The sequence below is a fragment of the Deinococcus arboris genome (assembly GCF_009755355.1).
Classification (GTDB): Bacteria; Deinococcota; Deinococci; order Deinococcales; family Deinococcaceae; genus Deinococcus; species Deinococcus betulae.
Genome location: NZ_WQLB01000060.1, coordinates 1 through 13,423 on the forward strand (window position 1 = coordinate 1; position 13,423 = coordinate 13,423).

The window sequence follows — 13,423 nt, forward strand, 5'->3', positions numbered from 1 at the left end:
AAGCGGTTTGCTTATTGAAGCGCGTCCAGGCCAGACCATGAGTGACGCACTTGTTCTGTTCATTGGTCAAGCTCGGCGGGTGCGCCCAGTGTACCGATTCACGGACCTTGACCTAGAACACGCGCAGGCGGTGTGCACGTTTGTGGACGGTCTACCGCTGGCGGTTGAGCTGACTGCGAATTGGATTCGCACGCTGACCCCAGAAGCTATTTTGGGGAATGTACAGGCTATCTTGGGCCTCCCGAGTGCGCCAATGAGCGATCTGCCTGAGCGACATCAGAGTATGCGGTTGGTCTTAGAACAAAGCTGGGAGCGCCTCACGCCCCGAGAACAGGAAGTCCTTGCTGCATTGGCTGTGTTCCATGGTGGTTTCACATTTGCTGCAGCAGCCGCTGTGGTCGGCGCGACGCTTCAAGATCTACAGGGCCTTGTTGATACGTCGATGATCCGCGTTGACGTGACTGGTCGGTTCAGTCAGCACCCGTTGATCGCGCAACTGTCTCGTCAATATTTAAGCGAAAACCTTGTGGCGCAGCGAACACTAGAGGAGAAGCATGCCGCTTTCTTCCTCAAGCAGTCAAATACGGGGTTCTATGAGCAGCTGGACGGTCAGCGTCAAATGGAGTGGCAGGACTGGTTCCATTCAGAGTATCCAAATCTCGCTGCGGCACTGGACAGCGCAACCGCCCGAGCTGATTACCTCTCTGCCATGTATTTGGCGCGTAATCTCCACCGTGAGTGGAATAACCGGGGACTGGCTGCTGTGAAACTGCCGACGATCCTTTCGCTCCTGCCCTATGTGAAAGAAGAGCCTGCAGCACACGCGTGGGGCCTGATCACGGCAGAAGCATTCGCGATGTACAGCGGCACCCAGCCGGTTGGGGACGCTCTGGCTGCTGCTCGGGCCGCCGGGGATGAATACAACATCATGTGTGCTTTGTACGTTCGGGAATTCGCGGTCCAGCAGCGCGGAGACGCTGAGCACGCTGCCCTCATGGATGAACTCTACGCTGCCGTTGTAAAGACGGGCCGTCCTGCACCTCTGGCCACTATGCTCAGACGCCGCGCTAGCGTTGTGTTGGCCAAGGGCGACGGAGCAGCCGCTCAAAATGATCTTGAAAGCGGGTTATTTCTCGCCAAGCAAATGGGAGCCACGTTTAATCGCGCTGATCTTCACCTCCTGATGGGGCAAGTGCATACCCTTCGCGGGCAGTTGGATGCGGCTGAGCAGTGCTTTCACGCTGCCCTCCATATGTTCACGACTTTAGGCTATCGTCCACATGCCAGCACCTGCTTCAATGCCCTCGCGCTGCTTCAACTGCTTCAAGTGAGTCCAGGCTACCGTTCGTCTGCGTTGCAAGTGGCCCTTGATTACTGTGACCGGGCCGATGAAACGTTCAGCTCAGAAGGCCGACTCGCCGTGCGTGACAACGTGAATGCCCGTGGCTTTGTCCTCAGTGCTCTCAATCGCTTACCGGAAGCGCAGGAGTGTTTCGAGCGGGATGTTCAGGCGGCCAGAAATTCTGGGAACCGTCAAGGAGAACACATGGCTCGGCTTGGGTTAGGTCACTTGGCGCTCCGGCGACGTGACTGGTCGGCGGCGCAGACCATCTTCGCGGCAATTGTGGCAGAAGCGGACGCGGCAGATGGGCACCGGCCAGCGTGCTGGCTGGCCTTACATGGCCTGGCCGATACCCATCTTCGGCTGGGCCATCAGCACAGGGCGCAAACGCACTGGGATGAGGCTCAGCGCTTGGGTCAGAGGTTAGGCGCTGTGCTTCCGTATTTCCTCACTCTTCCCGCTCGGCGGTCTCAGCGCCAACAGCTAGAGGCTGCCAAGACGCACATCTGAAAAGAACAGATCGTTCTGTTGTAATGGATATCCGCATGTTTGTCACCGTTAGAGATCAATGAGTGACCTCTCTGATTTAAAGTTCCAAACTTCATTGTCTTCTCTCAATGAGAAAGCTGAAATATCTGTGTGACTGGCCTATAATGTATGAAGTGTGTAGCGAGAGATTAACTGTCCAACACGTAGTCAAAGTCGTAAATCGATTTTTGCATACACTTCATACTACAAATTACATACTTTACAAGTGAAGAATTTAACTCTATCAATCATTGCTGTGACCCTATTCCTGAACGCCTGCTCAAGTCAGATTTCAGCGCCTAGCCCTGAAGGCGTCAAAGATGCTTTTCCTGATGGGGGCGTGGACAGCTCATCATCAGACAATGAGTCGAGCAGTGCAAATTCAGGCCAAGAAGGTCAGACGAATGAGGTCGAGGAATTTGATGCCCATAAGGCATTTAAAAGCGAAAGCATCAGGAGCATTCTTGCATCCAATATTCCCTTGGCAACAGGTAAGGGTAGTATCAGCATGAAGATCATGAATGGAACGAATGGACACTACTCTAACGGTGATATTTACTGGGGCATTTTGGGCATCAATCCATCGAATGGGCGCTGGAGCTAATTGGACAAGAGAGGGATACTGCGTTCTCTTTCAAGATCGCTCAATGATGCCAACGGACATCTGAGTAAAAACGGTACAAACTTCGCGAACATCTATCATCGTACGAGTGAGATTGATTGGATAGAAATACCAAAGATTACATCTGGACGACTGTATATCTGTATTGGTAGTCCTTGCTATATCAAGACGTTTGATACAGGTTTTGCTGGGCCTAATATAGACAATCCTTCTGATCCCAATATCAATGTTTATTTCGATTTTATTGAATTTACTATAGACGATAGCGGTTACCATGGAAACACTACTCGTGTGAACGGATTTGGCTTTCCGCTTCAACATCGACTTGTGAATCGAAATGGCACATATGATCAGGTTGTTGGCGAACGGGAGGACGTGAGTCGAGCACAGATTTTTGATGCGTATCTCTCTCAAGTTTCTGAGCCCTTCCAGGCTTTAGGAAGACAGCAAGCGCCTTACCGAATTGTCGCTCCTATCCACGGCGCGTTCCGAGAGGGAGGAGCACAGGCCAAATATTTTGACAACTATATACAGCGTGTTTGGAAAAAGAAGTCCAAACCAAGCACGCAAAATGTTCTGTTGTGCAATGGGCCTTTGGCTGAGGATCCGAGCGGTTGTGCAGGGCTCAACCGAGGAGTCTATGAAGACGTAGGTGCATGGAAGATTCCAGCGAAGTATTATTCAACGGCACCCGCAAATGCTTACGCGCAGTTTTGGCATAAGCAGGCAATAGGTGGGCTGGCCTACGGATTCGCCTATGACGATTTTAATCAGCAGGCTGCTTACCAAGAGGTGAAGGATCCCAAAGGTCTCATCTTACGAGTAGGCTGGTAGATCGTAGCTTTTCCGTGAGATTATATCTTCACGGCCAATAGTTATGGTTTGAATCTACGACATCCTCTGTTCTCCAGCGCCAGGCGCAGCCATTGCAGCAACAGGAGGGCGACCAGATACAGGACCATATGGTGGTCGCCAAGGTGCTTGAGCTGCTGACCGCGAACACCGTCCTGGCTCAACACGCACCAGGAGCGATCAAGTCCCCCCTCATCTGCGTTCGAGGCGCCAGTTCTGTGCTGCCAAACCATTAAGGCCCCAGGTTCGGACTTCTGTTCCTGCAGAGGTGCTGGCATTGACGCTGTCCAAGGCCAGGCGGGTCTGCTGGCCTACCACACGGTGATAGCCCTGGCCCATGTCCTCCAGGTGCCAGTTCTGGGCAAACTGACCGTTACAGTTCCACAGCCGCACATCCGTCCCTGGCGTGCTGCTGCCACCAGTGATGTCCAGGCACAGGTCCTGATTGCCCAGGACACTCCGCAGGCGGTAGAAGCCGTCGTCCATCTGTTCCACACGGAAGTTCTGAGCCGGGAGCCCATTACAGCCCCACTGCTGGAGCTGCGCACTCGGACTCGCTGCTCCATTCTGAACGTCAAGACATAGGCCACTAGCCTGGTTCACCAGCCGGTAGATGCCGCCGTTCGCGAGGGCGTATCCGTTGGTCGATTCACTGGTGTAGGGCCAGTGGCCGTTCCATTCCAACAGCTTGATGTCCAGTTTGGGGGCGCCGTTCTCTCCTGCATCATAGAAGTGGTGCGCGAAGTAGATGTTGCCATTCTCGACGTAGACGTCACCGCCACCCGGGCCAAGCTTGTTCGCCCGGGGCCCCATCATGACGGTTCCTCCTCCTTGATCCAGTCGAACTCCATTTTTGTCCAGATACGGCCCCGTGATCCTCGTGGAGCGGCCCACCACCGTCTTGTAGGTACTGTTCACTCCCGCACAGCATTTGTCCCAGGACAGGAAGAGGTAGTAATAGTTCCCCCGTTTGACGATCGAAGGCGCCTCCACCGGATTGTTGGCCACTCCAGGACGATTGGCCAGGGTATACACGGGTCCGTCGAAGGTGGTCATGCTGCTCATGTGCTGCAGCTTGATGCCACCAAAAAATGACCCCCAGGCCATCCACCATCCGCTGGCGCTGTCCCAATGGACAGACGGGTCAATGGCATTGTGATCGGTGGTGCTTCCAGACCTGAGGATAGGGCCTCGGTCTGTCCAGCCGCCGGTTGAGCAAGGACTGGTGCTCGTGGCCACGCCAATGGCCGAGTTTTTCGTTCCGAATTGCGACGCTGCGTAATACATGTAGTATTTCCCGTCGTTGCCGTTATAGACCACTTCGGGAGCCCAGATGTTTTCTGCGCGGTAGGTTGTGACAGCCCAAGCCGGCGTGGGGAGAGCACCCAGTGTCTTCCAGGCACCTGTCAGGCCGCCGTCCGAGCGGTGGACCAACACGCCACCCGGATGGGTAGGATTCCCGACACCCGTCGACATGACGCAGTAGGTTGATCCGGCTTTGAACAGTGTCGGGTCATGCGCCCCAAGCTGGCCTGTCAGGCCGAGGGTGCTCTGGCCTTGCAGTGGCTCGGGCGGCTGAGAAGTGGGCCCGGCGGCGTGCTGGGCACAGGCAGCTAGGAGCAGTGGAAGAGTCAGGATGGGTGAAAGCCAGCGTTTCATGGTTGCCTCTCAAGGGGGACGGTCTGAGCTGGAGAACACCGGCTTCAGGCGTAGATGCAGGTCAAGGGCTCACAGAGTAAGCTCCTTCTGCTGTACGAGATGTGGTGGTGAGCGTTCACAAGGTAAACATGCTCCTGAGTCTTGTCAATCAGCGGCCAACAGCGGTGTCACGCATCTGCCGTCTGGGGCACATTAAGGCCGCTGCCGGAGGTGACCGCGCCACATCAGGCACTCGCACGGCCACGGGTACAGCAGCGGTCGGCGCAGGTGTACGGGGGCCTTTTTCTGTTCGCGTCGGGGCTCAATGCGGGCTTCAGTCTGCCGGCCTCGTTCACGCTCCCCAGCCTGCTGCGTGCCGCGACGCCTGAGGCCTTGACCACAGTGCAGCTTGGGGTGAATGGCTGCCGTGCTCCTGCTGTGGCACCGAGCCCGGACTGGGGAGCAGCGTAGGATCCTCACCGCCCTGGCTGCCCTCTTCATTCTGGGCACCCTCCTCACGTGGTCGGTCCGCTCGTTTCCTGGCTAGACCAGCTGCGTCCTGCGTGCCGAGGCGTCACGTCACCCCTACGCAGGGCATCGTGGACGGATGGCACCCTCTGCTCCCCACCCCGCACCACCCCCTGACGTGTCGATCTTGGGCGACAGCCCTGGGCCGAGTCTCTTCCTGCTCGTGGAGCGAGCGGCGGCGGGCGAACCACAGGCCTGGCTGACGTTGACGCTGCCGCTGCTGCTCGCCATTGTCTTAGTGATGTGGATTCGCATGAGCAACCGACCTGAACTAGACAATGTGCCAGAGCGGGAAGAGGACTGAACGCAGAGCCCTGTGCAGCGCCGCCTCTCCCTGCCTCAGTGTGTGCTGCCGGCAGGGGAGACAGGGACGGCTCGGAGCAGCCCGTCCATCCTCTTTGCATGCCTGAGGCACATCAGCGTGCATCACGGTGACCGGCGAGGCAGGATGAGGGCATGCCGGAGCAGGCGAGCAACAGAAAGGGCCAGAAGCCGGATGCGCCGCAGGATCCTGGCTGCGGCGCATTGGCCGCCTTTTCAATGGTCGTGACCCTGGTGGGCAGCGCCGCGTTCCTCATGGCCGCGATTTCAGGTTTCAACGCGTGGTGGAACAGTCCAGCCGAGACAGCGGCAGGCGACTTGGCCTTCGTGGTGGCTGTTGGGTGCCTAATTCTGCTGCTGCTGGGCTGGGTGGGTCATGGTGTGGCGCGGCGGTGGATGTACCGCTGGTCGACCTTGTTAGTCGTGTTGGCCGTATTTGGGCTGGGGTCCTGGTTCTTCGGCCGCGAGTACCGCGCCCTGGTCCGGGCGGAGCGGGCGGCACAAGTGCTGGAGCAAGGGCGATACACAACGCCATGAGCCAGCCGGCCTGCTCATTTACAGGCCGGCTGTCCGGTCAGGTGTCCAGGTCTTCTTTGACCTGGTGGATGAGGATGCCGGATACGCTGCCAGCACTCGGGCGCACAGCTGGGTCCGTGAACCAGAACATGCGGTTGTGTTCCCCTTGGACGGATCGAGCTCGCTGAGCGGCCTGCGTGACCCAGTCGTCCGAGGCTTCAAAGGTGAGGTGGGTGTCGTTCGTCAGTTCTAAGATCAGCCGAGCCATAGGGTCAGCCTACGCGGGCTGGGCGCAGGGCGCCGTGGCCCAGCCTGACGGCTGGTGGGATGCTGGGCTGTTCAGGTCAATTCGGCGCTATCAGCCGAGCTAGCGATCTTCCGTAAAGTTCCGCAACGCCAACAGGCCTGCTCGAACCAGCTACATCGCCTTCGCCGGTGGATAAGCGGCGTCCGACCAGATGCGGTCCTGACCGGCACTGCGCCACCAATCCAGCGGTCGGCGGCGCATGAAGTTGAGCACGGTAGAGGCGGCAGTCGAGATGGGCGCGGGGGTCATCGCGTCTTCTGGAGCATGCTCGCTCGCCGTGCTGAACGCACGGATATTGCTGACCGTTTCACGCCGGCGCACCCAGCATGATCATGGCAATCCCAGGGGCATACGCTGCGCGGCGCACCGTCACGGTCCAGCCGGTCTGGCGGAACGCGTCTGCTTCCGTTTGGATCTCTGGGTCCCCCATCACCATGTACGGCTCATACGTCAAGACGAGCTGGCCAGTGGCCGCGACTTTCCAGTATCTGCTGTGGTCGCGGATGCGCGGCCGCCGATCGGGGAAAGCCCTCAGCACCTGGTCTTCTTGGTCCGTCAGACGGTGGATCTCGTGAGACCGCAGGGCCCTGGAGCCCCGGCCGTCGAGGGCACACTCGGTGATGAAGGCGTCATACCGCTTAGCCTGGGCGGCATAAGTGGTGGCCCCGTCGTAACTGAGGGTCAGGTTGCGCCGGGCGTCGGCCATGAGGCTGCGGCCGTACGCGGACTGGGCCTGGTAGGTCAAGCACGCGGGCACCTCCAGCAAGCGGGGGACCGTGAGTCGGATCAGTTGCCGCGCTGGGCCATTCCCTTCGTAGGTGGTCGTACGGTCCGGGGCGGTATTCTCTAGGGTCTTCAACCACGCTTTAATGGTTTCGTTCAGGGGGCCTGGTCCCAGGGTCGGGAGGGACATGACGGGGGCAGCACCGTCAATGAGGAGGCCCGTTTCCGGGGTCCATTCCAGGAGGTGTGCTCGCCACAGTTGCTGCCGGAGGGCGGGGCTGACCTGTGCGGGCAGCGGCAGGAGGGGCCAGGGGGTGGTGAGGCGAGACCGGCGATCAATGTAAATGGGGTGGGACTGGTATTTGGGGACGGCCCGGTACACCGTGTCGCGGTCCAGCAGGGGAATGGCCAGCGGCACGGGGTCAGTGACGGGCGCCGATACCGGCAACTGCGCGACGGAGTCAGGGCGCTGGCCATCCAAGTGGGCAATGGCTGCCTGGGCCCAGCTGGACGACACGTCGACGTCGTAATGCCGAAGGGCGCGCTGCAGGGCCTGCGCGTCGGCGGGTGGCGCGAGGCGGGGCCGGCTGGGTTGGGCGCTGAGGGTATTCCAGTCGGTGCCGTGGAGGGCCGCAATCACCTGCAGGGCGCGTTGCTGGCCGAGGGGATTGAGGCCGTGGGCAGTGAGGTAAGTACGGAGGGCCTGGGCAACGGTCTTGGCCGAGTGGTCGTGCATCGCGGTGTCCCTTTCTGGGCGCGTGTGGGCGGCCGGTCCCCGCGTTGCCAGCCGCCACCGCCCAGGAGGGCGCAGAGGTCAGAATCATCAGCCTGGACTTCACCGTGCAACTGCGGGGGGCATAGGCGTCTAGGCGGCCAAGTCTAGTGTACGCCATGTCCCCGCAAACGGTTCATGGTCAGTCGTCACCGCACGCCCGAGCCCTCTGCCCCTGGGACATCATCAGGCCATGAACCTGCTGTTGTCGTCTGCCGCTCTGCTCGCCCTGGGCACTGCATCTGCTGCTCAGCCAGCGGGCCTCTCAGCGGAGTGAATTCGCCCGGCTGCCCTGCCCATCATGGCCGCGCTGCCTGCGAGCTTTGTGCTGCGCAACGACCGCCTGCTGGACCGCACGACTTCAAGGCTTGCCCGAGTTCAGCCTTTGTGCAGGCATTCCGCGCGCCTGGCCAGGCGATCAGCCAACGCGCGGTCCACACCATTGGGCGCGACACCGGGGCGGTGAGGCCTGAAATAGACATTCCCCTGCGCAAGGCCGACCGCACCGTTGCCGCCGATCAACCAGACCAAGTCCAGCTCGGGCGCTGAGGCATCGGCCTCACCCATGATCTCTTCAAGGGTCCACGCCGTGTCGGCGGTGTCGCCGTCAGCGAGCCGAGCGTGACGTGCGCCGGCGGGCAGCCAATGCCACTTCATCTGGGGCAGTGTAGCCCTGCGCGTTGCCAGGCCGTGCTGGACATCAGCGTGAGTAACTCCTGCGCTCTTCACACTGTGATATGTGCTCATTGTATCTTAAGGAAGCCTTTATGCTGGCCGGGTATGGTCACGCCCCGGCGCTTCCTTCTCGTTGACGACAATCCGCATGACCAGCTCCTCGCGATAGAGGCCTTCGGTGACCTCTGTCCAGACTGTGAACTCCAGGTCTTCGGGCAGGGCGCGGCCGCCCTTGCTCACCTCAGGACTGCCGCGGCCCTGCCGGATGTGATCCTGCTGGATGTGAACATGCCGGGCATGAACGGCTTTGAAGTGCTGCAGGCGCTGAAAGCGGACCCCCGCTTGGTGCCGATTCCGGTGGTAATGCTCTCGACCTCTGGGGACCGGGATGATGTGCGCACGGCGTACACGCTGTGTGCGAGTTCGTACCTGGTCAAAGCGGCGAGCTTTCAGGGCTTCCTGAAGCAGGTGGAGACCTTCTTGCGCTACTGGGGCGAGGCCCGCATCGTTCCGGCTTGACCAGCGTCTGTGCGATTGAATTCAATACGAGCGGCCAGTGGGCTGCCCAAGTGAAGGATCGACACGCACGACAGCGCAGAGAGGTCAAACGATATTGTGTGGGCGTTGGTGCTTGTGCCCAAGAGCGTTCAGGTGCGTGGACCCTAGGTTCTGTAGGCCATCTCAGGGAGGGTACGGTAGGCCATACCCACGAGCAGGCTCGGCAAGCCAGCACTTATGGTGTGGCCTTATGCCCCTGACTTTTGAAGAACGCCTCAACCGCTACGCGGCCCTGCTTGTCTACATCGGGGTCAATCTTCAAGCTGGGCAACGTCTGCTCATCAGCACTGACCTCGAATGTGCGCCGCTGGCGCGCCTGATCACCAAGCACGCTTATCAGGCGGGCGCGCCTCTTGTCAACGTGATCTGGAACGATGCCCTCACTGCCCGCGTCCGCTTCCAGCACGCTGCCCTGGAAACCTTGTCCACCTTCCCGCAGTGGCGCGCGGACCTCTGGCGTGAAACGGCTGAGCGTGGCGACGCCTTTTTGCACGTGACTTCCGACGATCCGACCTTGCTGGCCGACATCGATCCGGACCTGATTGACCGGGAACGTCTGGGCCGTCAGGGGCCGCTGCGGCCCTTCACTGAGCTGATGCGTAGGAACGCGTTCGCCTGGTGCCGCGCCGCAGCGCCAAGTGCGGCCTGGGCCAGCCGGGTGTTTCCAGCGCTGCCGGCAGACGAAGCGGTGGCGCGCCTCTGGGACCATGTTTTTACGGCGAACCGGGTGGACGAGCCTGATCCAGTCCAGGCCTGGCGGGACCACCTGCAGGCCCTAGCGCGGCGTGCTGAGATTCTGAACGAACGCCGGTACCGCACAGTGCACTTCCGTGGCCCAGGCACAGACCTGAACGTTGGTCTGGCTGACACGCACCTTTGGGTCGGCGGCGCGTCGCCGACCCCCGCGGGCATCTTCTTCGCTGGGAACCTTCCGACAGAGGAACTGTTTACAGCGCCTCACCGCACGCAAGTCAGCGGCACGGTCCGTGCCACCAAGCCACTGAGCTTGTCGGGCACACTAGTGCGGGATCTTGAAGTGCGCTTCAAAGATGGGCGTATTGTCTCTACCCAGGCGTCTGAGGGCGAAGCGGCGCTGCAGCGGGCGCTCGATACGGATGAGGGGGCTCGGTATTTGGGGGAAGTCGCCCTTGTGTCAACTCAGTCACCAGTTGCAGGGACGGGCACGCTCTTCCTAGACAGCTTGTATGACGAGAACGCCGCCTGTCACCTGGCGTTCGGATTTTCGTTTAGCGAAAACTTTGAGCGCGGTCCTGAGTTGAACTTGGAGGAGATTGCTGCACTGGGCGGCAACGACAGTCTCACACATGTGGACTTCATGATCGGCAGTGCGGATGTAGAGGTCGACGGCATCGCAGAGGACGGCTCGCGTCAGCCGCTCATACGGGGAGGCCGCTGGGCGTTCTGACGCGAGGTGCGTCCTTCTGGTTGCTGATTGGCCTGACGACACAATTTGCCAATTGTTGTACGCTCAGCCCTCGTCCCACTTGTCCCAAATGGGGCCTCTGAAATTGAGAGGTGAAAAACGTCGATTCTATCGGCTCTGCACTCTGTCCTAGAAGGTGTAAAGCTGAACTGGGACGCGCCCAGAGAATCGCTCACAGCGGCCCTTTCGATTCCTTAATCTCGGAAAATACTGTGTAGGGCATCAATTTTTGCTCTGACTCCGCACCAATCGTGTGCGGAAGCTTTTCAGGGCTTCTTGAAGCAGGTGGAGACGTTCTTGCGGTATTGGGACGAGGCTCGGATCGTTCCGGCTTAGGCCTGTGCCGGTAACCAGAAAGCGCCCCAGGGACGATGCCCTGGGGCGCGCACAGCCAGTGGGTTAGAGCGTGCCCTTGAGGGTGCTGGCGACCTTGAAACTCACCTTCTTGCCGGCGGGAATCTGAATCCGCTCGCTCGTGCCGGGTTTCACGCCTGTGCGCGCCGCCGTGGCTTTGACGCTGAGGGTGCCCAGGCCAGCGAGACCCACGCTTTGACCCGCTCTGACGGCATTCACAATGCTGTCCAGGGCGGCCACGACGGCGGCGTCGCTTTGCTTCAGGGTGAGGCCGGTGCGTTCGGCAACCAGGTTCACGAGTTGGGCCTTACCGACTTTCGTGGACTCACTGGCGGCCGCCGTGGCCGCTTTCGGGGCAGCGGCTTTGGCGGCAGGTGTCTTGGCGGGGGCCTTCGTTGATTTTTTCGTCATGCGCGTCAGTGTGCAGGGCCGGAGGGTAAGCGTGCAAGGGGTGGCGCGTGCCGGAAGCCTCAATGCAGTGCCGCTCTCCCTGCGCGTCTGTAGTATTGGCTTGACCTGCTCCAGTTTCGCCTTGTGACACAGACCAGCCCGCTTCAACGATTGGATCAGACGACGGCTCATCTGGACTGGGAGGCGGTGCTCCGCCAGGTGCAGGCCGGGCAAGGCTTCGAGATCGTTCGGGACGGTCAGGTCGTCGCCTGTCTCCTGCCGGTGCCGCCAGCGCCTCTCCTGGACATGGCCCCCCGGTATCAAGCGTTGGGCCGCCAGTACGGCGCCGGCCTGATGCGGAGCCTGCTCACGCTCACTCCAGAGATGTGGGAAGCCCTGTGTGAGCGCGGGTACCGCCTTGAGCGGCTGATGGCACCGGTGGCGTGTCTGGAACAACTGGCCACCATCCTGTTTTCAACCAAGGCCACGACTGCGGGTCGTCAGTGGATGCGGGTCGGTCAGCGCAGGTTGAAAGGGCACACGCCTGCGATGGTCTTTGGACGCGGTATGGGACTGACGCTCAGTGATCCGTGGGCGCACTGGACGCCGCTGCTGGAAGCGGCGCGAGTTGATTTCCAGTCGCGCCCTGAGGGTCTCCTTAAGCCGCAGATGGGAAGTGCAGGAGCGCGCCACCAGGCGGAGTGAAGGCCGCGAGGCCCGAATCGTGCCTGGACGGTGGACGGGCGTGCGCCATCTGCCAGACTGCTGAGTGTGTTTGAGGCGGAAGAGGTCATGGAGGTGCTGGAGATCAACGGCGGCTTGACGACTGTGTTGCTTCCAGAGGAAAGTCAGGAGATCTGGCCGCTGGTGCACTTGCCCGCTGGGGTGCGCCCAGGCGACTGGGTGGGGTGTACGGTTACAGCAGCTGGCGTGCAGATGGTGCGGCTGCCCCGACCAGCGGGTGTGGTGGCCTGAGGATGTTGCGTGAGCAACTGCTGTCGCCGGAACCAGCGGAGTTGGCCACGTTCTTGACTCGGCACCTGCGGACGCGGGAATGCTTGATTCAGGTGGCCGGCCTGGCGGAAGTGGTGTATCACGGGCGCGCCGCCAGCACCGCCGACGTGGGCGCCTATCTACTGCTGATCAAGCCGGATGGGAGTGTACAGGTGCATGCCCCGAAGGGCGTGAAGCCGATGAATTGGCAGCCGAAAACGGACGAGCTGACGGCGTTTGTGGAGGACGGGCGGTGCATTCTGGCGGCCGCGCGGCGGAGTCCGCAGGAGCTGGTGCGGGTCATCTGGCTCGAACCGCAGGTCGCGCAGGCGTTGGAGATCCGAGAGCCGGCGGGCTTTGTGCTGTCGGGGTCGGAGAAGCAGCTTCAGGAGCTCCTCGCGCGGCAGCCGGAGTTGATTGAGCCAGGCTTGCGGGTGCTGAACCGGGAGTTGCCCGTGGCTTCGGGTGGTATCGACCTGTATGCGCAGGACGCGCATGGTCGGTATGTGGTGGTGGAGCTGAAGCGGGGGAAGGCGACACAGGATGCGGTGTCGCAACTGGCACGCTATGTGCGGTCGGTGGAGGAGATGCTGCTGCGCACGCACCGGACAGTGGAGGTGCGGGGCATTCTGGCGGCGCCGGACATCACAGTCCCAGCGCGCCTGGAATTAGAGGACCGGAATCTGGAGTTTGTGGTGGTGCAGGTGGCGCAGGTAACGACGACTTCCCCTGTCCAGGCGTCGCTCTTCGATTGAGTGAGGTCTCAGTGAAGACCTCCCGGAATGCTCAGCGAAATACACTGACTAAGTTGAAGGACGGCTCCGCGGTTTGTTCAGCTTGACTTGTCAGTCTGTATCAAT

General features: G+C 60.5%; 15 protein-coding genes. 10 read left to right on the forward strand and 5 right to left on the reverse strand.

Annotated features, from left to right (window positions below; translation table 11 throughout):
* From GO986_RS21940 to GO986_RS21945, 3 genes are all read left to right on the forward strand, one after another.
* Nucleotides 1–1,852: ATP-binding protein (locus GO986_RS21940; protein ID WP_232337964.1), on the forward strand; the 1,852-nt coding region annotated here is incomplete at its 5' end.
* A 244-nt stretch (nucleotides 1,853–2,096) separates the two neighbouring features.
* Nucleotides 2,097–2,474: a hypothetical protein gene (locus tag GO986_RS22715; protein ID WP_198170920.1), complete on the forward strand. Its 378-nt coding sequence runs from the start codon at nucleotides 2,097–2,099 to the stop codon at nucleotides 2,472–2,474.
* Nucleotides 2,475–3,326, forward strand: a complete 852-nt coding sequence (locus GO986_RS21945; protein ID WP_198170922.1) for a glycoside hydrolase family 64 protein — start codon at nucleotides 2,475–2,477, stop codon at nucleotides 3,324–3,326. It abuts the gene before it with no gap.
* Nucleotides 3,327–3,536: 210 nt separating this feature from the next.
* Here the strand turns inward: GO986_RS21945 and GO986_RS23150 are convergent, their stop codons facing one another.
* Nucleotides 3,537–5,003: a family 43 glycosylhydrolase gene (locus GO986_RS23150; protein ID WP_224576520.1), complete on the reverse strand. Its 1,467-nt coding sequence runs from the start codon at nucleotides 5,001–5,003 to the stop codon at nucleotides 3,537–3,539.
* A gap of 586 nt (nucleotides 5,004–5,589) precedes the next feature.
* On the opposite strand from GO986_RS23150, the gene GO986_RS21955 reads away from it, so the two are divergent.
* Both GO986_RS21955 and GO986_RS21960 read left to right on the forward strand, forming a co-directional pair.
* Nucleotides 5,590–5,814, forward strand: a complete 225-nt coding sequence (locus GO986_RS21955) for a hypothetical protein (RefSeq protein WP_157461658.1) — start codon at nucleotides 5,590–5,592, stop codon at nucleotides 5,812–5,814.
* Between the two features lie 152 nt (nucleotides 5,815–5,966).
* Nucleotides 5,967–6,368 (forward strand): hypothetical protein, encoded by a 402-nt coding sequence (locus tag GO986_RS21960; RefSeq protein WP_157461659.1) that lies wholly within the window; start codon nucleotides 5,967–5,969, stop codon nucleotides 6,366–6,368.
* A 37-nt stretch (nucleotides 6,369–6,405) separates the two neighbouring features.
* On the opposite strand, the gene GO986_RS21965 is transcribed toward GO986_RS21960, so the two are convergent.
* From GO986_RS21965 to GO986_RS21975, 3 genes are all read right to left on the reverse strand, one after another.
* Nucleotides 6,406–6,615, reverse strand: a complete 210-nt coding sequence (locus tag GO986_RS21965) for a hypothetical protein (protein WP_157461660.1) — start codon at nucleotides 6,613–6,615, stop codon at nucleotides 6,406–6,408.
* 346 nt (nucleotides 6,616–6,961) lie between these two features.
* Entirely contained in the window at nucleotides 6,962–8,113 is a 1,152-nt protein-coding gene (locus GO986_RS21970) for a hypothetical protein (RefSeq protein ID WP_157461661.1), read from the reverse strand.
* A gap of 414 nt (nucleotides 8,114–8,527) precedes the next feature.
* Nucleotides 8,528–8,806, reverse strand: a complete 279-nt coding sequence (locus tag GO986_RS21975) for a hypothetical protein (protein WP_157461662.1) — start codon at nucleotides 8,804–8,806, stop codon at nucleotides 8,528–8,530.
* Between the two features lie 123 nt (nucleotides 8,807–8,929).
* Here GO986_RS21975 and GO986_RS21980 point away from each other — a divergent pair, with 123 nt between their 5' ends.
* Both GO986_RS21980 and GO986_RS21985 read left to right on the forward strand, forming a co-directional pair.
* Nucleotides 8,930–9,343, forward strand: a complete 414-nt coding sequence (locus GO986_RS21980; RefSeq protein WP_157461663.1) for a response regulator — start codon at nucleotides 8,930–8,932, stop codon at nucleotides 9,341–9,343.
* Between the two features lie 229 nt (nucleotides 9,344–9,572).
* Nucleotides 9,573–10,808, forward strand: a complete 1,236-nt coding sequence (locus GO986_RS21985; RefSeq protein WP_157461664.1) for an aminopeptidase — start codon at nucleotides 9,573–9,575, stop codon at nucleotides 10,806–10,808.
* A gap of 417 nt (nucleotides 10,809–11,225) precedes the next feature.
* Here the strand turns inward: GO986_RS21985 and GO986_RS21990 are convergent, their stop codons facing one another.
* Nucleotides 11,226–11,591: an HU family DNA-binding protein gene (locus GO986_RS21990; protein WP_157461665.1), complete on the reverse strand. Its 366-nt coding sequence runs from the start codon at nucleotides 11,589–11,591 to the stop codon at nucleotides 11,226–11,228.
* A gap of 123 nt (nucleotides 11,592–11,714) precedes the next feature.
* On the opposite strand from GO986_RS21990, the gene GO986_RS21995 reads away from it, so the two are divergent.
* The 3 genes from GO986_RS21995 to nucS all read left to right on the forward strand — a co-directional run bounded on the left by GO986_RS21995 (nucleotide 11,715) and on the right by nucS (nucleotide 13,318).
* Entirely contained in the window at nucleotides 11,715–12,275 is a 561-nt protein-coding gene (locus tag GO986_RS21995) for a hypothetical protein (protein WP_157461666.1), read from the forward strand.
* Nucleotides 12,276–12,341: 66 nt separating this feature from the next.
* Nucleotides 12,342–12,545: a hypothetical protein gene (locus GO986_RS22000; protein WP_157461667.1), complete on the forward strand. Its 204-nt coding sequence runs from the start codon at nucleotides 12,342–12,344 to the stop codon at nucleotides 12,543–12,545.
* Between the two features lie 2 nt (nucleotides 12,546–12,547).
* Nucleotides 12,548–13,318 carry an endonuclease NucS gene (gene nucS / locus GO986_RS22005; protein ID WP_157461668.1) on the forward strand — a complete coding sequence of 257 codons (771 nt, stop codon included), beginning with the start codon at nucleotides 12,548–12,550 and terminating at the stop codon, nucleotides 13,316–13,318.
* The last annotated feature ends 105 nt before the right edge of the window (nucleotides 13,319–13,423 follow it).